This window comes from Micromonospora pattaloongensis, from assembly GCF_900107255.1.
Lineage (GTDB): Bacteria > Actinomycetota > Actinomycetes > Mycobacteriales > Micromonosporaceae > Micromonospora_I > Micromonospora_I pattaloongensis.
Window position 1 is genome coordinate 92,253 of sequence record NZ_FNPH01000005.1, and the last position, 26,282, is coordinate 118,534.

Sequence of the window (26,282 nt, forward strand, 5' to 3'; positions counted from 1 at the left end):
TGCGCGCCGGTGCGGTGTCGGAGTCGGTGCTGCGCGCTGGTGCGGTGTCGGAGTCGGTGCTGCGCGGCGGCGTGGTGTCGGAGCCGGTGGCGGGCCGCGGGCCGGTGTCCGCGGGTACTGACGGCGCGTCAGCGGGTGGGCCTGCTGACGCGGTGGTGCGCGATACGGCGGCGGTTGGCAGCGGGGTGTCGGCGGGGCGCGCGGTTGGCGGCGCGGTGTCGGCGGGGCGCGCGGTTGACGGCGCGGTGGTCGGTGCGGATGCCGGGGGCGGGGACGCGACGGCGCGGGGCGCGGCGGCCGCCGGCGGTGCGGAGGTCGGCGCGGCCGCGGCAGCGTCCGGTGCCGGCGCTCCCGGAGCCGGGGGAGCGGAGACCGGTGCCGTGCCTGGGGGCGCCGAGACCGGCGTGGAGCCTTCCGGGCGCGACGCGGCGGCGGGTGGCCCGGGGACAGGCCGTGGCGGTGCGGAGACGGGTGCCGGGTTCTCGGCGCGCGCCGCGGGTCGCCCGGGAACGGGCCGTGGCGGTGCGGAGACGGGTGCCGGGTTCTCGGCGCGCGCCGCGGGTGGCCCGGGAACGGGCCGTGGCGGTGTGGGGGCGGGTGGCGCGGTCTCGGGTGGCCCGGGGACGGGCCGTGGTGGTGCGGAGACGGGTGCCGGGTTCTCGGCGCGCGTCGCGGGTGGCCCGGAGACGGGCTGCGGCGGCGCGGAGACGGGCGGCGCGGAGACGGGCGGCGCGGGCTGCGGCGGCGCGGAGACGGGCGGCGCGGAGACGGGCGACGCGGGCTGCGGCGGCGCGGAGACGGGCGGCGCGGAGACGGGCGACGCGGGCTGCGGCGGCGCGGAGACGGGCGGCGCGGTCTCCGGACGCGATGCGGGTGGCCCGGAGACGCGCGTGGGTGGCGCGGAGACCGGCGTGGGCGGTCCGGAGACCGGCGTGGGTGGTCCGGAGACCGGGGCGGCGGGCGGCGCGGGCGGTGTGCCGGGTCCCGGCAGGAACTCCAGGCGCAGTCGGGAGGGGGGCGGCCCCGGCGGGGTGCGGGACTCGCCGCCCGGACCGGGCCGGTACGGACGGTGGTCGCCGGTGGCCGGCGGTGGCCCGAACGGTGGCCGGCCGGCCGGCTCCCCGGAAGGCCGTGGCCCCCAGCCGCCCGGCCCGGCCTGCGCGGCCGGACGGGACATGCCCGGCGCGGTGCCGGGACGCGCGGGCGGGTGAGCGGGCGGCACGGGGCCGGGCCCGGGCCGGCGGGCGCCGTACTCGGGTTGTTCGCCCGCGCGGCGGGGCCCCTGCCCGGCGGCGGGTTCGCGACCGGGCGGCGGCACGAACCGGTCGAAGCCGGGGTGCCCGGGGGGTGGCGGTGGGTAGCCGCGGGTTGGCCCGCCGGGTCGGCCGGGCGGCAGCGGTTCCGGACCGTGGCCGGGCCGGTGGTCGTGGGGGGTCCGGTCGTGCGGGGCGCGGCCCCCCGATGGGTACGGGTCGCGACCGTCCGGTTCGCGCCGTCCGCGCGAGTCGTCCGCCTCGCGCGGCGGGCGCACCGGCCAGCGGCGGTCCCGGGGGTCGGTCGGTTGCGGCTCGGGCCGCGACCGACCGTCCTGCGCGCCGGAACGCTCGGTCCAGGAACCGCCTTCGGCGTCGGTGCGACGGGGCCCGGGGCCGCCCGACGGGTAGACGCCGGCGCGGCCGGCGGCGGTCGGCGGGCGGCGGCGCTGCGGGCCCGGGTCGCCCGGGTAGCGCTGGCCGGGCATGGGGGTCCACTCCGAGGTGGGTTCGCCCACCCAGGATGGCTCGCCCGGCCGGTGCCGGCGGTCGTCCGTCACACCGCCACCTCGCCGTGAGTCGCTTCCGCCGCGTGGTGACCGCCGTGCCGCGCGCGGCATGACCCGGCGTCGCGCCCGCGTCGCTCGGTCACGGTGTCACCTCGTCGAAAATGTGTCGCTGAGCGCCCGCCCGCTCCGGATGGAGTCCCCCGCATCCGCGCAGCGTGGTCGCGCAAGGAGGGTAGCGGCGTGGACTCGGTCACCGCCACTGCGCCACCGCACCTGACGACAAACTTTGTCCGTTGGTTCAGGACATTTACCGCGATAACCGCATCAGGCTACCGCTACGCGACCCGAACTCGCGTTCTGCGCCCGAGCGTCAGGGGTGCTCCATGACGAGCACGGCGACGGTGCCGGGTTCGAGCGCCTCGTAGCGGTGCGGCGCGTCGCCGCCGAACGTGGCGTAGTCGCCCGGCCCCAGCTCCACGGGCTCGCTGACCGGTCCGGTTCGCAGCCGGCCCGCCGCGACGATCAGGTGCTCGATACTGCCGGGCAGGTGTGCGTCGGCCTCCCGCCCCGCGCTCGGCTCGATGGTGAGCAGGTAGATGTCGCGGCGGGCGTGCGGCGAGCCCGCGGACAGCAGCGTCGCCGCGAACTCGGCCCGCTCCGCCTGCACGCGCGGCCCCTCCCCGGCCCGGATCACCTGCACGGTCGGGGTGACCGGCTCGACGAGCCGGCTGAACGGCACGCCGAGCGCGACGCCGAGTGACCAGAGGGTTTCCACGCTCGGGTTGCCGGCCCCGGACTCGAGCTGGGAGAGCGTGGACTTGGCGATGCCGGCCCGGCGGGCGAGTTCGGTGAGGGACAGCCCGGCCCGCTCGCGTTCGCGGCGGAGGGCGGCCGCGATCGTCGGCAGTGGTGAAGCGCTCTGTGACAATGTTCGCTCCATCGGTCGCTCTGTTCGCGTTGACGAACGCACGGTCTGGCGTTCAATATTCTGGACTATGCGTACGGCAAAACGAACACCCGACCGCACTCTGGTTCGGGACGTCTCCGCGATCGCCGCGGCCATGGCCGCGGTAGGGGCGTCGTTCGGCGCGATCGCGATCGCGTCCGGACTGCCGGTGTGGGCGGTCGTCGCGATGTCCTCGGTGCTGTACGCCGGCGGGGCGCAGTTCATGGCGGTCGGACTGATCGCCGCCGGCAGCCCGTTCGCCGCCATCTTCGCCGGGCTGCTGATCAACGCCCGGCACCTGCCGTTCGGCCTGGCGCTCGGCGATACCCTCGGTGCCCGCTGGCGCGACAAGCTGCTCGGCAGCCACTTCATGACCGACGAGGCCACCGCGTTCGCGCTGGCGCAGCCCGAGGGCGCCGCCCGGCGCCGGGCGTTCTGGCTCGCCGGCATCGTGCTCTTTCTGGCCTGGAACGCCGGCACGCTGCTCGGGGTGCTGCTCGGCGGGACCGCCGGCGACCCGGCCGTGCTCGGCCTGGACGCGGCGTTCCCCGCCGGTCTGCTCGCGCTGCTGATGCCGGCGCTGCGGGATCCGCGGACCCGTACGGTGGCGGCGGCCGGCGCCGCGATCGCCGTGCTCGCCACGCCGGTGCTGCCCGCCGGGCTTCCCGTGCTGTTGGCGCTCGGCGGCCTCGCCGTGCTCCTGGTGCCGCGGCGACGGAAGGAGCAGCCGTGCTGATCGCCGTGATCCTGGCGCTGGCCGTCGGGACGTACGCCTTCCGGCTGGCCGGTGTCGTGCTGCGCGACCGGCTCGACCTGCCCGAACGGCTCCGCACGCTGCTGCCGGTCTCCGCGGCCGTGCTGCTCGCGGCGCTGGCGGCGACCGCGGCGCTGACCGAGGCCGGCCGCTTCGCCGGGGTGGCGCGCCCGGCCGGGGTGCTGGTCGGCGCGGTGCTGGCGTGGCGGCGCGCGCCCTTCGTCGTGGTGGTCCTCGCGGCCGCCGGCACCGCCGCAGTGCTGCGCCTGCTCGGCGTCGAGTGACACCACCCGCATCCGGCGTCGAGTGACGCCACCTGCATCCGGCGTCGAGTGACGCCGCCGGGAACGCCACGGCCCCGGTGCGGTCGCACCGGGGCCGTGGCGGGGGACGTCAGATCTTGTCGCCGAGCTCCACGCGCGGCGCCGGGACCCGCATCCGGCGGAACGTGATCGCGCGCATGATCGCGTAGAGGTAGAGCGACCCCATCTTCTGGTCGGTCTTCGGGAACCGTTGCAGGACCAGCTTCTTGATCTTCCGCGAGATCAGGACCGAGTCGATCACGACGCCGAGGGCGAGCACGACCCAGAGCACGTTGGAGACGAGCCGCACGATCGGCGGCATCGTCTGCGCCGAGCCGATCAGCACGACCAGCGCGCCGCCGAAGAACCAGGTCCCGACCGTACGGCGGGAGTCGACGACGTCGCGGGCCAGCGCGCGCTCGGGGCCCCGGTCCCGGGGACCGCCCTCGCGCCGGAACTCGGCGGCGGCCTCGGCGCGCTGCGCTCGGCGGCGCGCCCGCGCCTCCTCCTTGGTCGCCGGCGGCGTCTCGGCGACCGGTCGGCGGCCCATGGCCGGACGCTTCGGGGTCACCTTGCCGAGCTCTTTCTTGCTCGGGGTGTGGCCCTTCGCGCGCGCGGGCGTGGACTCGTCGGTGGCCGTCGACACGGCGATGGGCTCCTCGACGAGGGTGGTGGACTTACGACGAAACAGCGACGGCACGGCATGAAGAGTAGCCGCCCGTGCCCCCCTGCTGCACATCACCGCCGAGATCGCGACGATCTTGGACTTATGGCTCCACAAAGGGGACGAATCTTCGCCATAACTCCACGATCGTCGCGATCTTGCGGGGTGGTCAGGGGCGCTCGATGTGGGCGCCGAGCGCAGCAAGCTTCGCCTCGAAGTCCTCGTAGCCGCGGTTGATCAGATCCACGCCGTAGACCCGCGACGTGCCCTCCGCGGCGAGCGCGGCGATCAGGTGGCTGAACCCGGCCCGCAGGTCGGGGATGACCAGGTCGGCCGCGTGCAGCTTGCTCGGTCCGGCGATCACCGCGGAGTGCTTGAAGTTGCGCCGGCCGAAGCGGCACGGGGTGCCGCCGAGGCAGTCTCGGTAGACCTGGATGGTCGCGCCCATCGAGTTGAGCGCGTCGGTGTAGCCGAGCCGCTGCTCGTACACCGTCTCGTGCACGATCGACAGCCCGCGCGCCTGGGTCAACGCGACCACCAGCGGCTGCTGCCAGTCGGTCATGAAACCCGGGTGCACGTCGGTCTCCAGCGCCACCGCCCGCAGCTCCCCGCCGGGGTGCCAGAAGCGGATGCCGCCCTCCTGACCGGCGGAGCCGGCGCGCGGCGCGCGCGCGTCCGTGACCTCGTACGCCCCGCCGACCGAGCGGAACACGTTGAGGAAGGTCATCATGTCGACCTGCTCCGCGCCGAGCACCTCGATCTCGCCGCCGGTCGCCAGGGCGGCGGCCGCCCAGCTCGCCGCCTCGATCCGGTCGGGGATGGGCCGGTGCGAGTAGCCGCCGAGCCGGGTCACGCCCTGGATCTCGATCACCCGGTCGGTGTGCACCTTGATGATCGCGCCCATCTTCTGCAGCACGCAGATGAGGTCGATGATCTCCGGCTCCACGGCCGCGTTGCGCAGCTCGGTCACGCCCTCCGCCATCACGGCGGTGAGCAGCACCTGTTCGGTCGCCCCGACGCTCGGGTAGGGGAGGGAGAACTTGGTGCCGTGCAGCCCGTTCGGTGCGGTCAGATGCAGCCCTTCCGGGCGCTTCTCCACGACCGCGCCGAACTCGCGCAGCGCCTGCATGTGGAAGTCGATCGGCCGCGGCCCGATGTGGCAGCCGCCCAGGTCGGGGATGAAGGCGTGGCCGAGGCGGTGCAGCAGCGGGCCGCAGAACAGGATCGGGATGCGGCTCGACCCGGCGTGCACATTGATCTCGTCGGTGGAGGCGCGCTCGACGTTGGCCGGGTCGAAGACGAGCTCCCCGTCCTCGTCGCCGTCGCTGACCTTGACGCCGTGCAGCTCCAGCAGCCCGCGCACCACCTCGACGTCCCGGATGCGCGGCACGTCGTACAGCCGGCTCGGTTCGTCGCCGAGCAGCGCCGCGACCATGGCCTTGGAGACCAGGTTCTTGGCGCCGCGCACGCGGATCTGCCCGCGCAGCGGCGTGTTGCCGTGCACGATCAGGACGTCGTCGGTCAACGCAACCTCCAGCGCATCGATGCTGCTGTTCTGAAATCCGGCGGCCATGATCTACTTTGCCCGGATTGGTGCCCGTGGGAGCATAGCGCTCCGTGACGGTGAAAGGGCGACACCGCCGCCTGGCTTGGCATTAATCGGGGAAGTGGCGCAATTTTCCCTACTGACGGTTACCGCCGGTTACCGAGGGTCACGGCAGGGCGAGCATCTGGTCCAGCGCCGTCCGGGCGTGCTCCGCGGTGGCCGGGTCGACCGTGATCTGGTTGGGCACCCGACCCGCGACCAACTCCTCGAGCGCCCACACCAGGTGCGGCAGGTCGATGCGGTTCATCGTGGAGCAGTAGCAGACCGCGCGGTCCAGGAACATGATCTGCTTGTCGGGGTTGGCGTTCGCCAGCCGGCGCACCAGGTTCAGCTCCGTGCCGATCGCCCACGCCGAACCGGCCGGGGCCGCCTCGATGGTCTTGATGATGTACTCCGTCGACCCGACCTGGTCGGCGGCGGTGACCACCTCGTGCCGGCACTCCGGGTGCACCAGCACGTTCACCCCGGGCACCCGCTCGCGCACCTCGTCAACGCTGTCCAGGGTGAACCGGCCGTGCACCGAGCAGTGTCCCCGCCACAGGATCATCCGCGCGTCGCGCAGCTGCTCCGGCGTCAGGCCCCCGCCCGGCTTGTGCGGGTCGTAGAGCACGCAGTCGGCCAGGTCGAAGCCCATCTCCAGCACCGCGGTGTTGCGGCCCAGGTGCTGGTCGGGCAGGAACAGCACCCGCTCGCCCCGCTCGAACGCCCAGGTCAACGCCCGCTCGGCGTTCGAGGAGGTGCAGACGACGCCGCCGTTGCGCCCCACGAAGCCCTTGATGTCCGCCGAGGAGTTCATGTAAGTCACCGGCACCGTGCCGGCCGCCACGCCGAGCTCCGCCAGCGTCTCCCACGCCGTCTCCACCTGCGACAGCACCGCCATGTCCGCCATCGAGCAGCCGGCCGCCAGGTCCGGCAGGATCACCTTCTGGGCGTCGCTCGTGAGGATGTCCGCGCTCTCGGCCATGAAGTGCACGCCGCAGAAGACGATGTACTCGGCGTCGGGCCGCGCCGCGGCCTCCCGGGCCAGCTTGAACGAGTCGCCGGTCACGTCCGCGAACTGGATCACCTCGTCGCGCTGGTAGTGGTGGCCCAGCACGAACACCTTCTCGCCCAGCGCGGCCTTCGCCGCCGTCGCCCGCGCCACCAGATCCGGGTCGCTCGGGGCCGGCAGCTCGCCGGGACACTCCACGCCACGCTCGGTGGCCGGGTCGCTGCCGCGTCCGAGCAGCAGCAGGGCGGTCGCGGTGCTGGAGGGCTCAACCCAGGTCGAAGTCACGTCCAACATCGTCCCATAGCGCGGATGGCGTGCGGCCGGCAGCGATGTGGCCTGCCACACTGCCGGACATGCGCGTATTGATCTGTCCGGACAAGTTCGCCGGCACCCTCTCCGCGCCCGAGGTCGCCGCCGCGGTCGCCGAGGGCTGGCACGAACGCGCCCCGGCCGACGAGACGCTGCTGCGCCCCCTCGCGGACGGCGGACCCGGATTTGTCGAGGTGCTGGCCACGGCGCTGGCCGGCCGGCGGCTGCCGGTCGCGACCGTCGACCCGCTGGGCCGCCCGGCCGCCGGGGAGGTGCTGCTGGTGGACGACACGGCGTACGTCGAGAGCGCCCAGGCGTGCGGCCTGCACCTGTTGGCCGGCGGCGAGCGTGACCCTAAACACACGACCTCGTACGGGCTAGGGCTGCTGCTGCTCGCCGCCGTCGAGGCCGGCGCGCGGCGGGTCGTCATCGGGCTCGGCGGGTCCGGCACCAACGACGCCGGCGCGGGGATGCTCGCCGCGCTCGGCGCCGTGGTGCTCGACGAGACCGGCGGGGCCCTGCCGTACGGCGGCGCCGCGCTCGCCGCCGTCGCCGCGTTGGACGGCGCGCCCCGGCTGCGTGGGGTCGAGCTCGTCGCCGCCACCGACGTGGACAACCCGTTGACCGGCCTGCACGGGGCCTCGAACGTCTACGGGCCGCAGAAGGGCGCGACCCGGGAGGACGTGCTGCTGCTGGACGCGGCGCTCGAGCGCTTCGCCGGTGTGCTCGAACGGGATCTGCCGGGCTGCCCGCCCGGACTGGCCGCGGTGCCCGGCGCCGGCGCCGCCGGTGGGCTCGGCGCGGCGATCCTCGCCCTCGGCGGGCGGTGCGAATCGGGAATCGCGCTGGTCACCCGCCTGATCGGTCTCGACGCCGCGCTCGACGAGGTGGACCTGGTGATCACGGGCGAGGGCTCGTTCGACCATCAGTCACTGCGGGGCAAGGTGGTGGCCGGGGTCGCGGGGGCGGCGCGGGACCGGGGGTTGCCGTGCGTGGTCGTGGCGGGGCGGGTCAGCACGGGGCGGCGCGAGGCCGCCGCGGCGGGCGTGACCGACGCGTACGCGTTGGTCGAGCACTTCGGCGGCGACGTGGAGCGGGCGATGGCCGAGCCGGCGGCCGGGCTGCGGGAGATCGCCGCGCGCCTCGCCGGCCAGTGGAGCCGGTGAGCGGGTCGCCCGCCGTGAGCTGCACCTCACCGCAGTAAAATTCGAACCCGGATTGGGAATGAGCGGCCAGCCGGTTAGCGTTGGCCAGTACGGACTAGACCGCCACCGGCGCAGGGAGACCTTCATCGTGACCACTTCAGCGCAGCCCGAGTCGACCGAGGCCACGGCCCCGACCAGCGTCGTCCTCACCGACGTCGCGGCGCAGAAGGTTAAGGCCCTGATCGAGCAGGAGGGCCGCGACGACCTGCGGCTCCGCGTCGCCGTGCAGCCGGGTGGCTGCTCCGGCCTCCGCTACCAGCTCTTCTTCGACGAGCGTTCGCTCGACGGCGACATCGTGACCGACTACGACGGCGTCGAGGTCGTCGTGGACCGGATGAGCGCCCCCTACCTGGCCGGGGCCACCATCGACTTCGCCGACCGCATCGACGCTCAGGGCTTCACCATCGACAACCCCAACGCGCAGAACTCCTGCGCGTGCGGTGACTCGTTCCACTGAGCCGGACAACCGCTTGACGGGGCCGCCGAATGCGGCGCCGCCGATCCGCCGCGCCACGCGGCCCGCGATCGGCGCGCGCCGCGGCGGCCCCGTTTCGCTGTTCCGGCGCCCGGTAGGCTGACCGCCGCCATCGTCCCACGACCCCGAAGGCCGATATGAAGATCGCCGTCACCGGCTCGATCGCCACGGACCACCTGATGCACTTCCCGGGCCGGTTCGCCGATCAGTTCATCGCCGACCAGCTCCACAAGGTGTCGCTGTCGTTCCTCGTCGACGACCTGGTGCTGCGCCGCGGCGGCGTCGCCGCGAACATCGCCTTCGGGATGGCCCAGCTCGGGCTCCGCCCGATCCTGCTCGGCGCGGTCGGCGCCGACTTCGCCGACTACCGGTCCTGGCTGGAGCGGCACGGCGTCGACTGCGACTCGGTGCACGTGAGCGAGATCGCCCACACCGCCCGGTTCGTCTGCACCACCGACGTGGACATGTGCCAGATCGCGTCGTTCTACGCCGGCGCGATGAGCGAGGCGCGCAACATCGAGCTCCGCCCGGTCGCCGAGCGGGCCGGCGGGCTCGACCTCGTGCTGGTCAGCGCCAACGACCCGGAGGCGATGATCCGGCACTCCGAGGAGTGCCGGGACCGCGGCTACGCCTTCGCCGCCGATCCGTCGCAGCAGCTCGCGCGGATGGACGGCGGCGATGTGCTGAAGCTGATCGACGGCGCCGACTACCTGCTCACCAACGACTACGAGAAGTCGCTGCTGGAGAGCAAGACCGGGCTGACCGACGCCGAGGTGCTGGACCGGGTGAAGGTGCGGGTGACGACGCTCGGCAAGCACGGCGTCGAGATCACCGGCCGGGACATCGAGCGCATCCACGTGCCGATCGCGCGCGAGATCGAGGCGTACGACCCGACGGGCGTCGGCGACGGCTTCCGGGCCGGATTCTTCGCGGGGCTCTCCTGGGGGCTCGGCCTGGAACGCGCCGCGCAGGTCGGTTCGCTGCTCGCCACCCTCGTCCTGGAGACCGTCGGCACCCAGGAGTACACGGTCCGGCGGGACGTCTTCGTCAAGCGCCTCACCGAGTCGTACGGCGACGACGCCGCGGCCGAGGTCGCGCGTCACCTCGGCGCGTAGCGCCGCGGCCCGCCGCCGGGTCAGCGCTCGCGGCGGACGTCGTACGAGGTCGGGGAGACGCGGCCGACGAACTCCTGGCCGCGCATCCGGCACCACGCCGGGATGTCCACCGCCGCGGCCGGGTCGTCGGCGAGCACCCGCAGCACCGCCCCGACCGGCAACTCGGGCAGGCGGCGGGCGAGCGCGATCACCGGCAGCGGGCACCGCTGCCCCAGGCAGTCCAGCACCTCTGTGGGTCCGGTCACAGCCCCGCCGCCCCCGCCTCGGCGCGCAGGTCCGCGACGACCTGCGGCAGCTCGGCCAGGAACCGGTCGACCTCCGCCTCCGTCGTGTCGCGGTGCAGCGACACCCGCACGTTGCCGTGCGAGAGCACCCCCATCGCCTCCAGGACGTGGCTGGGGCGCAGCGTGGAGGCGGTGCAGGACGAGCCGGACGACACCGCGAAGCCCCGCCGGTCCAGGGCGTGCAGCAGCGCCTCACCGTCGACGTACAGGCACGAGAACGTCACCAGGTGGGGGAGGCGGTCCGTGGGATGGCCGACCACCTCCACGTCCGGCACGGTCGCGGCCACGGTCGTCCGGACGCGGTCGACCAGCGCCCGGAGCCGGGTCGCCTCGGCGGCCGCGTCGGCGGTCACGGCCCGCAGCGCCGCGGCGGCCGCGACCACCGCCGGCAGGTCGAGCACCCCGGGGGTACGCCCGGACTCGCGCTCGTCCGCCGGGTACGGCGACTCCCACCGGGTGCCCTTGCGCACCACCAGCACGCCGACGCCCGGCGGCCCGCCCCATTTGTGCGCGCTCGCCGACAGCAGCGACCAGCCCTCCGGCACCGGCGTCCGACCCACCGACTGGGCGGCGTCGACGTAGAGCGGCACCCCCGCGGCCGCGCACGCCTCGGCCGCCGCCGCGACCGGCTGCACCGTGCCCACCTCGTGGCTGGCGCTGATCAGGGCGGCCAGCCCGACGCCCGGCGCCGCGACCGCGGCGGCCCAGGCGTCCGGGTCGAGCCGGCCGAGGCGGTCGACCGGCACGGAGGCGGCGGCACCCCCGGCGGCCACGTGCCGCTGCGCGGCGTGCAGCACCGCGGAGTGCTCGATCGCGGAGTGCACGAACGTCCGCCCGGCGCGGTGCCGCCCCGCCAGTCCGCCCAGCACCGCCGCGTGCGCCGCGGCGGTGCCGCTCGCGGTGAAGGAGAGCTCGTCCGGGCGTACCCCGAGAATGTCGGCGGTGACCGCCCGCGCCGCGTCGAGCAGCTGGCGGGCCCGGCGGGCCTGCGTGTAGAGCCGGTTCGGGTCGGCCCAGCCGTCCTCGAGGGCGGCGAGCAACGCCTGCCGCGCCACCGGGTGCAGCGGCGCGGCGGTGGCCGCGTCGAAGTAGGCGCCTGTCACGGTCACAAATGAACGGTATCGCGCGGGCGATCGAGCATGATCAGACCAGGGTTGACACGCCGACCCCAAGGCGGTCCGGTGCTGCATGGTCGAGTAATCTGCGACCGTCGGTGACGCCTTTGCCGCCGGTGCACACGAAACAGACACCAGCGGCGCTGCAGGGAGGCAGGACCAGGTGGTCGCAAGGGGTTCGGAAGTACGGCCCACAGCCCGTCGGCACAGCCAGCGCAGCCGTGCCGGGCGGCTGGCCGGGCTCGGTGTCAGTGGAGCGGTGCTGCTGACCCTGCTCGCGGGATGCGATGTGGGCAGGACGTTCCACGGCTTCGGTTGGCCGCAGCACGGCATCACGGAGCAGTCCGAGAAGATGTACGACCTGTGGATCGCGTCGACGATCGCGGCGCTCGCGGTCGGCGTCTTCGTGTGGGGTTTGATCTTCTGGTGCATCATCCGGTACCGGCGGCGCGGCGACACGCTGCCCGTGCAGACCCGGTTCAACATGCCGATGGAGTTCCTCTACACCATCACGCCGATCCTGATCATCTCCGTGCTCTTCTACTACACGGCGGTCGTTCAGAACGGCGTCGACAAGCTCAGCAAGAACCCGGACGTCAACGTCGAGGTCGTCGCGTTCAAGTGGAACTGGCAGTTCAACTACCGGGACGGCAAGGGCCCGGAGGCGAACACCGTGGCCTCGACGCTCGGGACCACCGACCTGATCCCGGTTCTGGTCGTGCCGACCGGCAAGACGATCCGGTTCGAGCAGATCAGCCGCGACGTCATCCACTCGTTCTGGGTGCCGGAGCTGCTGTTCAAGCGGGACGTGTTCCCCGGCAAGACCCGCAACGTGTTCGAGGTGACCGTCACCAGCCCCGGTAGCTACGTCGGACGCTGCGCCGAGCTCTGCGGCACGTACCACTCGATGATGAACTTCGAGCTGCGGGCGGTGACGCCGGACAAGTTCGACCAGTTCCTCGCCGCGAAGCGGGCTGGCAAGTCGACGCAGGACGCGCTGATCGCGATCGGGCAGTCGCCGACGGCGACCACCACCGACCCGTTCCAGACCAAGCGGGACCTGCAGAACTTCAACAACACCACCGGCACCGGAAGGTGAGGACGGCATGAAGACTGAATGGCGGCTGTTCGCTATCGTCGCGGCCTTCCTGCTGCTGATCGCCATCGTCTACTCGGTGTGGAATGAGATCTTCTTCCACCACTACGACTGGGTGGGCACCGTCGCGCTGCTGCTGTCGTGCCTGCTCTGCACGATGCTGGCCGGCTTCTTCTGGTTCGTTTCGCGCCGCATCGACCCGCGGCCGGAGGACCGGGCGGACGCCGAGATCGCGGAGGGGGCCGGTGAGATCGGTTTCTTCAGCCCGGGCAGCTACTGGCCGTTCGGCATCGCGCTCTCCGCGACGATCGCCGGGCTGGGGCTCGCGTTCTGGCAGTTCTGGCTGATCGGTGTCGGGCTGGCCCTGACCACGGTGGCCTCGGCCGCGATGCTCTTCGAGTACTACTCCGGCACCCGCCGCACCGCGGAGCACTGACCCGCACGACGCGCTTCAAGCCCGCCGATCACGGACCTCGTCCCTGATCGGCGGGCTTTTCCGTGATCGGCGGCGGCGTGTCGCGGTGCCGTTCCCGGCCGGAGCGTCCCGCTGGAGCGGCTTACTCGGCGGCCTTGGCCTCGCGGGCCAACGCCACCCAGCGCTCCAGCAGCCGCGCCGCCGCGCCCGAGTCGATCGCCTCGGCCGCCCGCGTCATGCCGGCCCGGATCGTGCCGACCACGTCACCGCCGAGTCCGCCGTGCGCGGCGAGCGCGGCACCGGCGTTGACCAGCACCGCGTCCCGGACCGGTCCGGTCTCGCCGGCCAAGAGCCGCCGGGCCACGTCCGCGTTGAACGCCGCGTCGCCGCCGCGCAGGTCGCCCGGCTTCGAGCTCGGCACGCCGAGCTCCGCGGCGTCAACCAGCTCCTCGCGGACGGTGCCGTCGTGCACGACCCAGAGCCGCGTCGGCGCCGCCGTGCTGAACTCGTCGAGCCCGTCCTCGCCGCGCATCACCAGCACCGAGTCGCCGCGGTCGGCGAAGACCCGGGCCATCACCGGCGCCATCCGGGTGTCGAAGCAGCCGATCGCCCCGGCGCGCGGGCGGGCCGGGTTGGTGAGCGGCCCGAGGAAGTTGAAGAACGTCGGCGTGCCGAGCTCGCGTCGCGGCACGGCCGCGTGCCGCATGCCGGGGTGGTAGCGGGCCGCGAAGCAGAACCCGATCCCGACCTCCTCGACGCAGCGCGCCACGCCCGCGGGCCCGAGGTCGAGGGGGACGCCGAGGAACTCCAGCAGGTCGGCGGCGCCGCATGACGAGGAGGCGGCCCGGTTGCCGTGCTTGGCGACCCGTACGCCGGCGCCGGCGAGCACGATCGCGGTCATCGTGGAGATGTTGACCGTGTGGGCCCGGTCGCCGCCGGTGCCGACCACGTCGACCACGTCGGCGCGGAGCGCGTCGGGCAGTCCGACCGGGACCGCGCTGGTCAGCATCGCCTCGACCAGACCGGCGAGCTCGCCGGGCGTCTCGCCCTTGGCGCGCAACGCCACCGCGAAGCCGGCGATCTGTACCGGCGTGGCCGAGCCCGACATGATCTCGCTCATCGCCCACGCGGTGTCGGCGGTGGAGAGCTCCTCCCCGCGCAGCAGCGCGGCGAGCAGGTTCGGCCAGGTCCGTTCGCCCATGGTGGGCCTCCCGAGGGGCGGTAGTGCGTGTGCGAGGGCCCCCGTCGATCTGCCGCGCCGGCTACGCTGCCGGCACCGCCCCACCGGCACGCAGCAGGCCGGCGACGGTCTGACCGGTGGTCACCGGGTCGAGGGGGTGCATGAGGGTGGCGTCGACGTGGGCGTACGCGGCGAGCCAGCGGTCGGCGGCCCGGGCGATGACCACGCAGGTCGGCGGCGCGTCGTCGCGGTCGTCCTTGATCTGCCGTGCGATGCCGATGCCCCCGGCGGGGCTGGCCTCACCGTCGAGCAGCATCAGGTCGACCTCGTACTCGTCGACGAGCCGCACGCACTGGCCGTAGTCGGACGCCTCGACGAACTCGACCGTGAGGTCGTGCGCCGGTCGGGTGCCGACGGCGAGCCGCATCCGGTCGCGGACCTGCGGGTCGTCGCTGTAGAGCAGGACGGTGTAAACACGATCGGTCATCGTCGGAAGGCTCCCACGTCGTAGCTGCCCGCTGATCGTACCGGTCGACGCCCGCCGGCTCCGCTCCGCCCGGATCTCCGGGGTGGCGTGGTTCGCATGCCGGGAACGCGGGCCTGGTCAGGACGCCGCGTCGGCGACCCGCTCCCGGGCCTCGCGCCGGTCCAGCTCCCGGTCGATGCGGCGCGCCTCCCGCTCGGACTGCCGGATCCACTGCAGGACGAGCACCCCGAGCATGGTGACGCTGACGAACTCCCCGGCGGCCCAGAGGATGCCGCCGGCGACCTTCTGGTCCTCCCACGGGTCCACCCAGCCGAGCTGCAGCGACGGGTACCAGTCCCCGCCGAAGAGCGTGGTGCTCTGCATGACCGTCAGACCGAGGACGGTGTGGAATGGCACGGAGAGCACCATCAGCAGCGCCCGTGCGGGGTAGGGCCAGCGTCCGGGCAGCGGGTCCAGGCCGACCAGGGGCCAGAAGAACAGGCAGCCGGTCAGGATGAAGTGCGCGTGCACGACCTCGTGGGCGAACACGTTCTGCAGCGTGAGCGGATAGAGGTCGGTGAAGTACAGCACAAACGGGTTGATCACGAAGATCGTGAAGGCCACCAGCGGGTTTGCCACCACCCGGGCGAACCGGCTGTGCACCAGCGCCAGCAGGCGTCGGCGGGGAGCCGCGGGGAGCGTGCGCAGCGCCAGCGTCACGGGGGCGCCCAGGGCGAGGAAGATCGGGGCCACCATGGACAGCATCATGTGCTGGACCATGTGCACCGACAGCAGCGCGGTGTCGTACGCGTGCAGGCCGCTGACGGTGACCGACGCGATGCCGCCCAGGCCGGGGCCGAGGAAGAGCACCGTGCGGAGAACGGGCCAGCGGTCGCCGCGCAGCCGCAGCCGGTGGACGCCGTAGAGGTAGACCCCGCCGGCCAGCACCAGCAGCACCGCCAGCCAGCTGTCCAGGCGGGTCTCGGTGAGCATCGCCGACACCGTGAACGGCGGCGGCGCGTCGCCACCGGCCGCCAACATCAGCGTCGGCGCCGAGGTGGCGGTGAGGATCGGATCGACGTGGGCCACGCCTGAAAGGCTAGGCCAGTCGAGCTGGTCGAAGTCCGGCGGGCCGCGACACGACGAGGTTTGCCACCCCGCCGAACGACTGTCCTGATCGCGGGCAATAATGACCGCGTGACTGCGGCCCCAGCCATTGACAAGAGCCGGATCCACTCTCTGACGCGACCCAACATGGTCAGCGTCGGGACGATCGTGTGGCTTTCCAGTGAACTGATGTTCTTCGCGGCGCTGTTCGCGATGTACTTCTCCATCCGCGCGGCGGACTACAGCCAGTGGGAGAAACACACCCCGCTGCTGAACATCCCGTACGCGACCACGTTCACCGTGATCCTGGTGCTGTCCTCGGTGACGTGCCAGCTCGGTGTCTTCGCGGCCGAGAAGGGCGACGTCCACGCGCTGCGGCGCTGGTTCGCGATCACGTTCGTGATGGGCCTGGTCTTCGTGCTCGGCCAGCTGAACGAATACCGCGAGCTGGTCCACCACGGTATCAAGATCAACACCGACGGGTACGGGTCGATGTTCTACCTGACCACGGGCTTCCACGGCTTGCACGTGACCGGCGGTCTGGTGGCGTTCGTCATCTACATGATCCGCACCACCATGGGTCGGTTCACGCCCGCCCAGGCCACCTCGGCGATCGTCGTGTCCTACTACTGGCACTTCGTCGACGTCGTGTGGATCGGGCTGTACCTCATGATCTACTGGCTCCGGTGACCATCGCGCCGCCTTTTTCGCGCTGATGCCCCGCTTGAAAACAGGTCGAAAACCGTTGAAGGACAGGCCATGACTTCTGACACCCCCGCCGACCGGCGAGGCGGCCGCGATCGCGGCCTGCTCGCGCGGCTCCGCAGCGGGCGGTCCGCCCCGCGCAGCCGAGGTCGCCGACGTCTGGGCGCCGCCACGCGGCTGCTCGCCGCGCTGTTCCTGGCCGGCGGCGCCTACACCGTGTTCGCGCCGGGCCTGCAGGCGCAGGACACCCCGCAGCTCTCCAGCGCCGCCCAGGAGGGCAAGGTGCTGTACGACCAGAGCTGCGTGAGCTGCCACGGGCGCAACGCCCAGGGCGTGCAGGACCGCGGACCCAGCCTGATCGGCGTCGGCGCCGCCTCGGTCGAGTTCCAGGTGAGCTCCGGGCGGATGCCGATGGCGCGTCAGGAGGCGCAGGCGGAGCGGAAGCCGCCGGTCTTCGACGACACCCAGACCCGCCAGCTCGCCCAGTACGTCCAGGAGTTGGGCGGCGGACCGCAGCTGCCGGAGGGACGGGACCTGAAGCAGGGCGCCGACGTCGCCAAGGGCGGCCAGCTCTACCGCCTCAACTGCTCGTCCTGCCACGCCTTCGCCGGCAGCGGCGGCGCGCTCTCGTCCGGCAAGTACGCGCCGAGCCTGCGCCCGGCCAGCGACCGTCAGCTCTACGCGGCGATGCTCACCGGGCCGCAGAACATGCCGGCGTTCGGCGACAACCAGCTGACGCCGGAGCAGAAGCGCGACATCATCGCGTACGTCCAGGAGACGCTGAAGGGCGACAAGGACCCGGGTGGGTTCAACCTCGGCCGCTACGGCCCGAGCACCGAGGGCCTGGCGATCTTCGTGGTCGGCGTCACGGCGCTGGTCTTCGCCAGCCTCTGGATTGCGGGGAAGTCATGAGCACGACGACGGCTCACGGAGCCGGACAGGGGCCGGAGGTCAACGACCCGGTCCAGCAGCGGTTCGAGGTCGTCCGCGAGCACGCGCGGGCGGACGGCATCAACATCGTCCACTACGAGCCGCAGTTCGAGCCCGGCAGCAAGGCCGAGCGGCGGATGACGCGGACGGTGGCGTCGCTGTTCCTGCTCGCCGGTCTCGCCGGCACCGCCTTCCTGGCGATCTACATCTGGTGGCCCTGGCGCAACGAGTACGGCTCCGGCCCGGACAAGCTCTACACCCCGCTGCTCGGCCTCACCTTCGGCCTCGCCCTGCTGTTCGTCGGCATCGGCGTGCTGACCTGGGGCAAGAAGCTGCTGCCGCGGGAGGTCTCGATCCAGGACCGGCACGAGGGCGCGTCCAAGGCCGAGGACGTCACCGCGGTCGCGGACACCATGTCGTACATGGCCGACGAGCTGGGCGTGAAGCGTCGCCCGCTGCTCGGCATCTCGCTGCTGGCCGGGCTCGCGCCGATCGGCGCGGTCGTGGCGGCCCCGCTGGTCGGTGGCCTCATCTCGCAGCCGCACAAGAACAACCAGATGTTCCGGACCGGGTGGGCGCCGATCGAGGACGACCACGGCGGCCGGAAGCTGGTGCGGCTCACCCGCGAGGACGGCACGCCGATCCGGCCGGAGGACGTGACCACGGGCGGCCAGATGACGGTCTTCCCGGGCATCCCCGGTGGCGCCAAGAACCTGCACGCCGACTCGCCGACCCTCCTCATCCACCTGCGCCCGGATGACGCGCAGAAGGCGCGGGAGGCCAACGAGCGCGAGCGCAAGAACGGCTACATGTGGGGCAACTACATCGCGTACTCGAAGATCTGTACGCACGCCGGGTGCCCCGCGAGCCTCTACGAGCAGCAGACCAACCGGCTGCTCTGCCCGTGCCACCAGTCGCAGTTCCACATCGTTGACAACGCCAAGCCGATCTTCGGACCCGCCAGCCGTCGACTGCCCCAGCTGCCCCTCACCGTCGACGACGAGGGCTTCCTGGTGGCGAAGTCCGACTTCACCGAGACCGTCGGCCCCGACTTCTGGGAGCGGCCATGAAGCGCCGGAAAGTTGACCTCAAGTCGATGCCGGCCGCCGCGGCGCGCGGCGTCGACGAGCGATTCCAGGTAGCGACCCCGCTCCGCGGGCTGCTCAACAAGGTCTTCCCGGACCACTGGTCGTTCCTGCTCGGTGAGATCGCGCTCTTCTCGTTCATCGTGCTGCTGCTGACCGGCACGTTCCTGACGATCTTCTTCGAGCCGTCTCTGCGGGAGGTCACGTACGACGGCTCCTACGCGCCGTTGCGCGGGGTGCACATGTCGGCGGCGTTCGAGTCGTCGCTGAACCTGTCGTTCGACGTGCGCGGCGGCCTCATCATGCGGCAGATGCACCACTGGGCGGCGCTGCTGTTCATGGCGTCGATCGTCTGCCACATGCTCCGGATCTTCTTCACCGGCGCGTTCCGCAAGCCGCGTGAGGGCAACTGGATCATCGGTAGCCTGCTGTTCTGGGTCGGCTTCCTCGCCGGCTTCACCGGCTACTCGCTGCCGGACGACGCGCTCTCCGGCACCGGTCTGCGGATCGCCTCGGCGATCATGCTCTCCATCCCGGTGATCGGCACCTGGGTGACCTCGTCGATCTTCGGTGGGGAGTTCCCCGGCGACATCATCATCTCGCGCTTCTTCATCGCGCACGTGATGCTGATCCCGGCGCTCCTGCTCGCGCTCATCGGCGCCCACCTGGGCCTGGTGTTCAAGCAGAAGCACACCCAGTGGCCCGGCCCCGGCCGGACCAACGACAACGTCGTGGGCGAGCGGATGTTCCCGCGGTACGCGATCAAGCAGGGCGGCTACATGCTGCTCGTCTCCGGCGTGATCGCGCTGCTCGGCGGCCTGTTCCAGATCAACCCGATCTGGCTGTTCGGCCCGTACGAGGCGGCCGTCGTCTCCGCGGCGAGCCAGCCCGACTGGTACGTCATGTTCCTCGACGGCTCGACACGACTGATGCCCGGCTGGGAGTTGCACATCCCGATCGGGGACGGCTACGTGATCCCGCCGATCTTCTGGCCGACCGTGGTGCTGCCCGGCATCCTGGTCATGTTGACCATCGCGTACCCGTTCATCGAGGCGCGGATGACCAAGGACAAGGCGAGCCACAACCTGCTGCAGCGCCCCCGCGACGTGCCCGAGCGCACGGCCCTGGGCGCGATGGCGGTCTCGTTCTTCCTGGTCCTGACGTTCACGGGCGCCAACGACGTGATCGCCGACAAGCTCCGGATCAGCCTGAACGCGATGACCTGGGCGGGCCGGATCGGGCTGATCATCATCCCGCCGCTCGCGTACTACTTCACGCACCGCATCTGTCTCGGTCTCCAGCAGCACGACCGCGAGGTGCTGGTGCACGGCGTGGAGACCGGCATCATCCGGCGGCTGCCGGACGGTCGGTTCGAAGAGGTGCACCAGCCGCTCGCCCAGGTGGACGAGCACGGCCACCCGCAGGAGCTGCCGTACATCGGTTGGACGGTGCCGAAGAAGATGAACCGGCTCGGGGCGCTCGGCCCGGCCGTCAAGGGATTCTTCTTCCCGATCGAGAAGCCGGTCGACGCGCCGGTATCGCCCGGGCACCCGCCCGTCTCCTCCGGTCCCGACCGCGAGGAGATCGGCAGCGGCCACCGCTGAGCCGACAGTTCCGCGCCGACGTGGCGCCCGCCGGATTCCGGCGGGCGCCACGCTCGTTTTCCGCGGGTTTCGAGGGTTTTCTCTCACCGACACGCCGGGGCGCCTCCGCCGGGGCGGGGCGTGGGTGGCGTGGAATGACAACGGGGTAATTTGTCACCTCGGACAGATTTGCACCTCGGGAGAGAGGAGGCCCCCGTGCGTGAACGTGAGCTGCGCTGCGCGATTTGCGCGGCGGAGATGCTCTTCGAGGCCCCGCCGTGCGCGGACGGGCACGACGGCGACTGCCCGGAGCTGATCTGCACCGGCTGCGGCACCGCGGTCCTCGTCGCCGCGATCACCGTCCCGCGCCCGCGCCGCACCGGCACCGCCAGATCGCGCCGGCACGCCGCCTAGCACGGCGGCCGTCGTGTGAGGTGCCGCTGGTCGGGGCGGAGACGCGAAGCGGCCACCGCGTGATCGTCTGTGCATTGTGGATTCAGCATCAGAACTCGCGGTGGCCGCAGGCCGGGCGGTGTGGCCGTAGCCGCCCCTCGCCGAGCTGCACGTCCGATTCAACGTCACATCGCGGAATGGCATACGGTGTAGATTTCGAGAACGATCGCGTCACCGTGCGCTACCGCCGAAATCTCGGCCTCCGTGAGCCCCAAAGTGTTGAGCCAATCCCCGTCGGCCGCCGCGTCCGATTCGTCGCGGACCGCGGGCCCCCCAACCTTCAAATGAGCAATCGAAAGGGCGCACGACATGTCGCCGACTTTGATGTCCTTAGCCTTGGCGATGTAGGTGTACAGCGCATTCGATGTCGGCTCGGAACCTGGCCGCGATGACGAGAAGGTGAAACCGGGTGCGGTGACGGCTGCCGCGAGGTCAATGGAACGCGGCCCCACGAACGTCCGTGTCACCCCTTCCGGATTGTTGCTCGTGTGCGTATGCCTGAACCCTTGCACGTCAACTTTGCTCGCATAGTCCGTCGCGGCACGCCGCTCCGGCGATTCTCGTGCGCAGAACACGGTCAAGGCGGTGACGGCCAGCGCCACCGTGGCGAGCAGTAATTTTTTTCCGCGTCTCATTTGCAGGTCCGTCGATAATGCTCAGCCATCGATGTGAACCTGCTTCCGATCGAGATAGAGGCGCTGGCCGCCGTCAGGATCGCCGATGAACTCGAACAGGCGGATATCAAGGTTGGGTCTGCGCTGGATGTGCAGGCTTGTGCCGAATCTCTGTTCTTCGAAGTGGAGGTGGACTAGCTTGCCGCCGCTTAGCGAGGTAACCGCCCATCGCCCCGTTCCGTCAAGCGCGTCGGAGCCGCTGGGGACCTTGACTGCTGCGAATCTGCCATTCGCTTCGAGGAGAAGTCTCTGCCCCGACGGGCCTTCCCATGTGCCGACAAGTTCGCTTGGTTGGACTGGCCAGAGATTCGATCCTCCGACCGCCCAGCAGCCGGCAGTGCACAGCAAGAGGCAGACGGTGATCGCAGCAGCCTTCAGTAGCCGCCCTCGCGGGGCGTGGCGATCGGCGATCATTGGTGTCCTCCAGCAAGTGCAGACCGTGTAAAGGAGGTTCGATCGGGCTCGGATGGGGAGCCCCTTACCAGCCGCACATGACAAATACCTCTGCCGGTTCGGCCGTTCGGTCAAAAATGACTTGTGCGCAACCGGCATCATCGGGCAAGAAGGTTTCACGCGATCGCGGAGGGGTTCGCTTCACGCCGAATTCGTCCTCGAATAGATGGTCCAGGTAGGACGTTTTGCGAACAGATTCTGTGTCGTGGTATCCGACGCCTCGCAGCGTTTCGTCCAGACATGTTCCAGGCACCCGCATCATGATCAGTACTCGACCCGCCCATTCGTGGTTCGTGTCGAGGTAACGCACCTCGGCGTTCTCGCATCGCGGCAAGGATATCTTTTTTTCCGCGACGATCTCATCGAGAGTGGTGTCCGGATTACTGCCAGGCAGGGCGCGAGGGTCGGCGCTTTCACGTCCGCACGCGGCAACCGTGACCACCATGATGAGGCATGCGATCGCTGCACCGACCCGTCGCGCTGCGCCCCTCACGGCCATCAACCTCTTAACCCGTCAAGGACGCTCGGTGCGAACGGAGATGCCGTCGTTGATCAAGTCCGACTGACTGTAGGACGCACAAAGGTCGCCTGTAAACGAACATCGACAGATGTCTGTCACAAACCGGGGCCGTTCCATCCCAGTCGGCCACCTCCTGACATCTGCCCATAGTTGCCCATCCAGCAAGTCACCACGTCCCGCTCCGGAACGCCTCAACGACGCATCAGCCCGCATCGCGCGAACACCGGAAGCGGCCCCCGCCCGGTCCGACCAAACTGGTTCACGCATCCCGTGACAACCGCCCGACAGCGGCACGGGGCGCACCCTCACCCTGCGCGGAGCGAACATGGCCGCAGCTACCGGCCAGCGCTGCTGCTGATCAGGGCGACCGTGTCCGGCACGATCGGTGGCTGACAGGTGCCGCGGGGGCGCGGAATGGTCAGTGCGCGGGGGTGCGGAGATCGGCGGCGAACGCCGCGATCCGGGCGGCGATCGGTGCGCCGGAGCGGACCCAGGTGAAGTGGTCGACGGGGCTGTCCGGCCGGTGCCGCTCGCGCCGCACGGGCGCGCCGGCGAGCTTCGCGCAGAGGTAGTCGAGCGTCTCGTGTGGCGTGTACCGGTCGCCGTCGACGCTGAGCGCCAGCACGGGGGTCGTGACCGCCCGCAGCGCGGCCTGCGGGTCGATGCCGTCGATCAGCGGGAAACGCCCGGTGCGCGCCGCGTACGCCCAGTCGCGGATCACGCCGCGCGCCTGCCGCCCGCCGAACCCCCACCCCGGCCAGACGCGGAGCAGCGCCGCGGTGGCGGCGATCCCCTGGGTGTACGGCAGGATCCCGTAGCGGATCGCGCCGGGGAAGGCGCGCCAGTAGGGGACACCGGAGGCGACCAGCGCCAGACCGTCCACGGTGGCGTCCCCGGTGAGCGCCAGGTGAAGCGCGGCCGCCTGCCCGCCGAGCGAGTGCCCGAGCAGCAGCGTGGGGCGCCCGTCCCGGTGCGGCTTGAGCGCGTCGAGCACCGCGCCGACGTCGGCGACGAGTTCGGCGTAGCCGTACCCGGAGGCGCGGCTCGGCAGGGGAGTGCTGGCGCCGGTGCCGCGCAGATCGGCGACCGCGACGGCGAGACCGGCGGCGCGCAGGTCGGCGGCGAACGGCCGGTAGTAGCGGGCCGGGACCCCCATCGCGGGGCAGATCACCGCGACCGGGGCGCCGGTCACGCCCTCCGGATCGGGATAGATCTGCAGTCCGATGCGGTCGCCGCCGCGGTCGACGTACTCCTGCCGGTATTCGGGTGCTGAGCTCACGTCCATATGTTACCGGCCAGTAGTTTGATTAGGGCCCGACCTGTCGATCATGGAAGCCAGATGATGGCGGCGATGAGGACCAGGCTGGCGCGGTAGAGGGATGCGCGTTTGGCGTAGCGGGTGGCCAGGTCACGCCACTGTTTGAGCCGGTTGAAGCAGCGCTCCACGACGTTGCGCTTGCGGTAGACCACCTTGTCGAAGGCCGGGGGTCGCCCGCAGGCGCTGCCCTTGGCGGCCCGGCGGGCGACCTGATCGGGCCGTTCCGGGATGACGTTCCGGATGCCGCGCTGACGCAGGGCCCGCCGGGTGGAGTCGTGGCCGTAGCCCTTGTCCGCGATCAGCACGTCGGGCCGCTTGCGAGGTCGCCCGGGTCCTGGCGCGTTGGCGCGGATCGCGTCGAGCAGCGCTGCACGCTGAGCACGAACGACTCCTGGCGGATGATGAACGCCTTGGATGGGCTACGGGGATCCGCTATCTCCGTGTTCACCTCCGTGATCGGTGCTGCACTGTGTGCGAACCTTGGTGGCGCTGCGTCCCGAACCTCTTCCGGCCGCCCTCCATAATCAACAGCAGTTGGAGTCACCGTTGGTACACGAATTCAAAGTTCCGGTGTCGTTGACATGACCCCGCTCACGTGGTCGAGCGCAGGTTTTCTCGGGCTGGCCGTGTTCCTGCTGGTGCTTCCCCGCACGGCCCCCGCGCGGTGGATAGGAGCCCAGTTCCGAGCGGCACCCCGCGCTGTTGCGGCGATGTGGGGTCTGCTCGGCGCCGGCGGCCTGACCTTGGTTGCCAGCGAGCGGTGGGAATCGGCAAGGACAGTGCTGTCTATCGGGTCAACCGTGCTGTCCATCGCCGGCATCGGCGCCCTGGTGACTCTGGCGGCGATCGCCACCAAGCGGAAACGGCACGAAGAAGCGCAGCGGCAAGGGCCGCCCACCACCCCCATCAGTGACCTTCTCGACTGATCACGTCCAGTCGCCCGCTGTCAGACGCACGTTTGACAGCGGGCGGGGGTGGTCGGCGGGTGCGAGATCCACAGGCCCTCACAGCGCCTGTTGACCGACCGGACGCGTCGCCGCCTAGTCCGTGTCGGCCAGGCCGATCGCGAACGCCTCTTCCAGGTCGTGCTGCGAGTAGGCGCGGAACGCGATGTGCGACTCGGTGTTGATCACGCCGGGCACCTTCGAGATCCGGCCCGCGATCACCTCGGCGATCTGGTCGAACTCGCGGACCCGCACCATCGCGATCAGGTCGACGTGTCCGGCCACCGAGTAGACCTCGCTGACGCCGGGGAGGTTGGCCAGCGCCTCGGCCACCTCGGGGATCGAGTCGGTGGCGCAGTCGATCAGCACGATCGCGGTGATCACCGCTGGGCTCCTCTCGTCGATGACGTCGCTCATGCTAGCGGCGGCCCGGCCGGGACGGTCAGCTCCCGTCCCACCCGTACCGCCATGGTGAGCCGCTCACCGGCCGCGACCCGCCCGCCCGGCCACACCACCGCGTCGCGCACGGCGCCCGCCACGACCGCGCCGGCGCCGACGACCGCCCGCTCGCACGCGCCGGTGACCCGGGCGTCCGCGTCGATCAGGCTGCCACCGCCGGCCGCGTGCAGGTTCGCCGCGAGGTAGTCGCGGGGCGTGCCGGTGTCCAGGAACGTGCCGCCGAACGGCACCACCTCCAGCTGTCCGGCCGCCTCCGCCGGCCGCCACACGGTCCGCACCAGCTCGGCGGGGTCGGCCGGCAGGTCGCGGACGTACCGCCAGGGCAGCAGCGAGAAGCCGGCGAAGCGGTGCCGGCTGAACGCGCCGACCTCGTCGTGGTCGAGCGGCAGGCCCAGCAGCCGTACGGTGTCGCCGCCCCAGCCGGCCAGCAGGCGCGCGATGTCCGGCCCCGGCGCGGCGTGCGGGTCCGCCAGGTAGGCGTCGGCGTTGCCGACCAACACGCCCCGGCCGTCGATCCAGTCGCGCAGCCGCGCCACCCCGCCCGAGGTGCCCAGCGGCGAGCCCGGCTCCACCGAGAGGTGCGCCCGCCGCCCCACGTGCGCGACCACCTGCTCGCCGAGGTAGCACGCGTTGACGGCGACCGTTTCCGGCGTATCGAAGCCGAGCGCGGCCACCCGGGCCAGGGCGCGGTCCAGCAGGGGCACGTTCCCGACCGGGCAGAGCGCCTTGGGCACGTGCTCGGTCAGCGGACGCAGTCGCCGGCCCTCGCCGGCGGCGAGCACGACGGCGCAGAGCCCGGCGGTCCCGCTCGTCATGCGTCCGAACGGCCGGCGAGCGGACCGATGCCGTAGTGCCCGAGCAACCGGGCGGTGGCGGTCGTCAGGTGCGGCAGATCGTCGATCGGGTGCCAGGCCGCCTCCTGCACCTCCGCGCCGTCGACCACGAGCTCAGTCGTCGAGGCCGGCACCTCGGTCTCGAACACCATGTCCACCCAGCCCTGGGCGTGCACCACCGCGTTCGGCACCGCCGGGCGAAGCCGGTCCGGCGCGAGGCGGATTCCGGTCTCCTCCGCGAGTTCGCGCGCCGCGCCGACGATCGGCGGCTCCCGCCGCTCCAGCAGCCCGGCCGGCAGCCCCCAGCCCCGCCGCGCGGGTGGCTGGCGCAGCAGCAGCAGCCGGCCCGCGCCGGTGGCCTCCGCGTCCCGGACCAGGGTCACCGAGCCGACCACGTACTTGGGAACGAACAGCCGGACCAGCCGCCGGCGCAGCGGGAACGGCAGCCCGTAGAAGGCGCGGTAGAACAGGGTGCGCAGGGGCGAGCGGCGGGTGATCACAGGACCAGGCTAGAGGTACGGACCCGACCGTGG

At 71.7% G+C, this 26,282-nt stretch carries 30 protein-coding genes and 1 pseudogene; 14 read left to right on the forward strand and 17 right to left on the reverse strand.

Translation table 11 applies throughout. The annotated features are described in order from the left end of the window. Window positions 1-587: 587 nt before the first annotated feature. The gene (locus BLW47_RS24745) at window positions 588-1,211 is read left to right on the forward strand and encodes a hypothetical protein (RefSeq protein ID WP_139307312.1); all 624 of its coding nucleotides are present in this window, start codon (window positions 588-590) and stop codon (window positions 1,209-1,211) included. A 921-nt stretch (window positions 1,212-2,132) separates the two neighbouring features. Here the strand turns inward: BLW47_RS24745 and BLW47_RS15360 are convergent. Next, complete coding sequence (locus BLW47_RS15360; RefSeq protein WP_245736675.1) at window positions 2,133-2,690, reverse strand: helix-turn-helix domain-containing protein; 558 nt, start codon at window positions 2,688-2,690, stop codon at window positions 2,133-2,135. A gap of 133 nt (window positions 2,691-2,823) precedes the next feature. Here BLW47_RS15360 and BLW47_RS15365 point away from each other — a divergent pair, with 133 nt between their 5' ends. Beyond that, window positions 2,824-3,444, forward strand: coding sequence for an AzlC family ABC transporter permease (locus BLW47_RS15365; protein WP_245736676.1), 621 nt, complete (start codon window positions 2,824-2,826; stop codon window positions 3,442-3,444). Continuing rightward, window positions 3,438-3,746, forward strand: a complete 309-nt coding sequence (locus BLW47_RS15370; protein ID WP_091557066.1) for an AzlD domain-containing protein — start codon at window positions 3,438-3,440, stop codon at window positions 3,744-3,746. The genes BLW47_RS15365 and BLW47_RS15370 overlap by 7 nt, the downstream gene beginning before the upstream one ends. Before the next feature lie 109 nt (window positions 3,747-3,855). Here the strand turns inward: BLW47_RS15370 and BLW47_RS15375 are convergent, their stop codons facing one another. The 3 genes from BLW47_RS15375 to nadA form a co-directional block, all read right to left on the reverse strand. After that, the gene (locus BLW47_RS15375; RefSeq protein ID WP_091558113.1) at window positions 3,856-4,503 is read right to left on the reverse strand and encodes a DUF3043 domain-containing protein; all 648 of its coding nucleotides are present in this window, start codon (window positions 4,501-4,503) and stop codon (window positions 3,856-3,858) included. Window positions 4,504-4,597: 94 nt separating this feature from the next. After that, the gene (murA, locus tag BLW47_RS15380; protein WP_245736678.1) at window positions 4,598-6,001 is read right to left on the reverse strand and encodes a UDP-N-acetylglucosamine 1-carboxyvinyltransferase; all 1,404 of its coding nucleotides are present in this window, start codon (window positions 5,999-6,001) and stop codon (window positions 4,598-4,600) included. A gap of 139 nt (window positions 6,002-6,140) precedes the next feature. Next, complete coding sequence (gene nadA, locus BLW47_RS15385; protein WP_091558120.1) at window positions 6,141-7,310, reverse strand: quinolinate synthase NadA; 1,170 nt, start codon at window positions 7,308-7,310, stop codon at window positions 6,141-6,143. Window positions 7,311-7,354: 44 nt separating this feature from the next. On the opposite strand from nadA, the gene BLW47_RS15390 reads away from it, so the two are divergent. The 3 genes from BLW47_RS15390 (at window position 7,355) to BLW47_RS15400 (ending at window position 10,129) form a co-directional block, all read left to right on the forward strand. Then, window positions 7,355-8,500 (forward strand): glycerate kinase family protein, encoded by a 1,146-nt coding sequence (locus BLW47_RS15390; RefSeq protein WP_175543652.1) that lies wholly within the window; start codon window positions 7,355-7,357, stop codon window positions 8,498-8,500. 127 nt (window positions 8,501-8,627) lie between these two features. Further along, on the forward strand, window positions 8,628-8,996 hold the full coding sequence (erpA, locus tag BLW47_RS15395) for an iron-sulfur cluster insertion protein ErpA (protein ID WP_091557074.1): 369 nt from the start codon (window positions 8,628-8,630) through the stop codon (window positions 8,994-8,996). A 155-nt stretch (window positions 8,997-9,151) separates the two neighbouring features. After that, a complete protein-coding gene (locus BLW47_RS15400; protein ID WP_091557077.1) occupies window positions 9,152-10,129 on the forward strand; it encodes a carbohydrate kinase family protein in 978 nt (325 codons plus the stop codon). A 20-nt stretch (window positions 10,130-10,149) separates the two neighbouring features. Here BLW47_RS15400 and BLW47_RS15405 read toward each other — a convergent pair whose 3' ends face one another. Continuing rightward, a complete protein-coding gene (locus BLW47_RS15405) occupies window positions 10,150-10,374 on the reverse strand; it encodes a sulfurtransferase TusA family protein (RefSeq protein WP_091557081.1) in 225 nt (74 codons plus the stop codon). Further along, window positions 10,371-11,522: a cysteine desulfurase family protein gene (locus BLW47_RS15410; protein ID WP_091557084.1), complete on the reverse strand. Its 1,152-nt coding sequence runs from the start codon at window positions 11,520-11,522 to the stop codon at window positions 10,371-10,373. Before BLW47_RS15410 ends, BLW47_RS15405 begins: the two co-directional genes overlap by 4 nt. A gap of 169 nt (window positions 11,523-11,691) precedes the next feature. Here BLW47_RS15410 and ctaC point away from each other — a divergent pair, with 169 nt between their 5' ends. Both ctaC and BLW47_RS15420 read left to right on the forward strand, forming a co-directional pair. Next, on the forward strand, window positions 11,692-12,627 hold the full coding sequence (gene ctaC / locus BLW47_RS15415) for an aa3-type cytochrome oxidase subunit II (RefSeq protein WP_091557088.1): 936 nt from the start codon (window positions 11,692-11,694) through the stop codon (window positions 12,625-12,627). A 7-nt stretch (window positions 12,628-12,634) separates the two neighbouring features. After that, the gene (locus BLW47_RS15420) at window positions 12,635-13,060 is read left to right on the forward strand and encodes a cytochrome c oxidase subunit 4 (RefSeq protein WP_091557090.1); all 426 of its coding nucleotides are present in this window, start codon (window positions 12,635-12,637) and stop codon (window positions 13,058-13,060) included. Window positions 13,061-13,181: 121 nt separating this feature from the next. Here BLW47_RS15420 and trpD read toward each other — a convergent pair whose 3' ends face one another. From trpD to BLW47_RS15435, 3 genes are all read right to left on the reverse strand, one after another. Continuing rightward, window positions 13,182-14,240, reverse strand: coding sequence for an anthranilate phosphoribosyltransferase (gene trpD / locus BLW47_RS15425; protein ID WP_091557093.1), 1,059 nt, complete (start codon window positions 14,238-14,240; stop codon window positions 13,182-13,184). Window positions 14,241-14,301: 61 nt separating this feature from the next. Beyond that, window positions 14,302-14,706 carry a response regulator gene (locus BLW47_RS15430; protein WP_091557096.1) on the reverse strand — a complete coding sequence of 135 codons (405 nt, stop codon included), beginning with the start codon at window positions 14,704-14,706 and terminating at the stop codon, window positions 14,302-14,304. Between the two features lie 117 nt (window positions 14,707-14,823). Continuing rightward, complete coding sequence (locus tag BLW47_RS15435; RefSeq protein WP_425435406.1) at window positions 14,824-15,774, reverse strand: cytochrome c oxidase assembly protein; 951 nt, start codon at window positions 15,772-15,774, stop codon at window positions 14,824-14,826. 108 nt (window positions 15,775-15,882) lie between these two features. On the opposite strand from BLW47_RS15435, the gene ctaE reads away from it, so the two are divergent. From ctaE to BLW47_RS15460, 5 genes are all read left to right on the forward strand, one after another. After that, window positions 15,883-16,482: an aa3-type cytochrome oxidase subunit III gene (ctaE, locus tag BLW47_RS15440; RefSeq protein ID WP_091557099.1), complete on the forward strand. Its 600-nt coding sequence runs from the start codon at window positions 15,883-15,885 to the stop codon at window positions 16,480-16,482. Between the two features lie 69 nt (window positions 16,483-16,551). Continuing rightward, entirely contained in the window at window positions 16,552-17,409 is an 858-nt protein-coding gene (qcrC, locus tag BLW47_RS15445) for a cytochrome bc1 complex diheme cytochrome c subunit (protein WP_091557102.1), read from the forward strand. Then, window positions 17,406-18,497 (forward strand): cytochrome bc1 complex Rieske iron-sulfur subunit, encoded by a 1,092-nt coding sequence (gene qcrA, locus BLW47_RS15450; protein WP_091557105.1) that lies wholly within the window; start codon window positions 17,406-17,408, stop codon window positions 18,495-18,497. Before qcrC ends, qcrA begins: the two co-directional genes overlap by 4 nt. Next, on the forward strand, window positions 18,494-20,116 hold the full coding sequence (gene qcrB / locus BLW47_RS15455; RefSeq protein WP_091557108.1) for a cytochrome bc1 complex cytochrome b subunit: 1,623 nt from the start codon (window positions 18,494-18,496) through the stop codon (window positions 20,114-20,116). The genes qcrA and qcrB overlap by 4 nt, the downstream gene beginning before the upstream one ends. Before the next feature lie 195 nt (window positions 20,117-20,311). After that, on the forward strand, window positions 20,312-20,509 hold the full coding sequence (locus BLW47_RS15460; RefSeq protein WP_091557112.1) for a hypothetical protein: 198 nt from the start codon (window positions 20,312-20,314) through the stop codon (window positions 20,507-20,509). Between the two features lie 164 nt (window positions 20,510-20,673). On the opposite strand, the gene BLW47_RS24750 is transcribed toward BLW47_RS15460, so the two are convergent. The 5 genes and pseudogenes from BLW47_RS24750 to BLW47_RS15475 form a co-directional block, all read right to left on the reverse strand. Then, window positions 20,674-21,183 carry a hypothetical protein gene (locus BLW47_RS24750; RefSeq protein ID WP_139307313.1) on the reverse strand — a complete coding sequence of 170 codons (510 nt, stop codon included), beginning with the start codon at window positions 21,181-21,183 and terminating at the stop codon, window positions 20,674-20,676. A gap of 21 nt (window positions 21,184-21,204) precedes the next feature. Then, complete coding sequence (locus tag BLW47_RS24755) at window positions 21,205-21,636, reverse strand: hypothetical protein (protein ID WP_139307314.1); 432 nt, start codon at window positions 21,634-21,636, stop codon at window positions 21,205-21,207. Window positions 21,637-21,700: 64 nt separating this feature from the next. Further along, the gene (locus BLW47_RS24760) at window positions 21,701-22,120 is read right to left on the reverse strand and encodes a hypothetical protein (protein WP_139307315.1); all 420 of its coding nucleotides are present in this window, start codon (window positions 22,118-22,120) and stop codon (window positions 21,701-21,703) included. A 493-nt stretch (window positions 22,121-22,613) separates the two neighbouring features. After that, window positions 22,614-23,474, reverse strand: a complete 861-nt coding sequence (locus BLW47_RS15470; RefSeq protein WP_245736679.1) for an alpha/beta hydrolase family protein — start codon at window positions 23,472-23,474, stop codon at window positions 22,614-22,616. A 47-nt stretch (window positions 23,475-23,521) separates the two neighbouring features. Then, a pseudogene (locus tag BLW47_RS15475) lies at window positions 23,522-23,890 on the reverse strand (transposase); the annotation flags it as partial. A 204-nt stretch (window positions 23,891-24,094) separates the two neighbouring features. Here BLW47_RS15475 and BLW47_RS15480 point away from each other — a divergent pair. Then, the gene (locus tag BLW47_RS15480) at window positions 24,095-24,439 is read left to right on the forward strand and encodes a hypothetical protein (RefSeq protein ID WP_091557122.1); all 345 of its coding nucleotides are present in this window, start codon (window positions 24,095-24,097) and stop codon (window positions 24,437-24,439) included. 114 nt (window positions 24,440-24,553) lie between these two features. On the opposite strand, the gene BLW47_RS15485 is transcribed toward BLW47_RS15480, so the two are convergent. Genes BLW47_RS15485 through BLW47_RS15495 form a run of 3 tightly spaced genes read right to left on the reverse strand, consistent with a single transcriptional unit; the run spans window position 24,554 to window position 26,246 of the window. Beyond that, window positions 24,554-24,841 (reverse strand): Lrp/AsnC family transcriptional regulator, encoded by a 288-nt coding sequence (locus tag BLW47_RS15485; protein ID WP_091558128.1) that lies wholly within the window; start codon window positions 24,839-24,841, stop codon window positions 24,554-24,556. 29 nt (window positions 24,842-24,870) lie between these two features. Beyond that, window positions 24,871-25,731: a nucleotidyltransferase family protein gene (locus BLW47_RS15490; RefSeq protein ID WP_091557125.1), complete on the reverse strand. Its 861-nt coding sequence runs from the start codon at window positions 25,729-25,731 to the stop codon at window positions 24,871-24,873. Next, window positions 25,728-26,246, reverse strand: coding sequence for an NUDIX hydrolase (locus BLW47_RS15495; protein WP_175543666.1), 519 nt, complete (start codon window positions 26,244-26,246; stop codon window positions 25,728-25,730). The genes BLW47_RS15490 and BLW47_RS15495 overlap by 4 nt, the downstream gene beginning before the upstream one ends. Window positions 26,247-26,282: the final 36 nt, after the last annotated feature.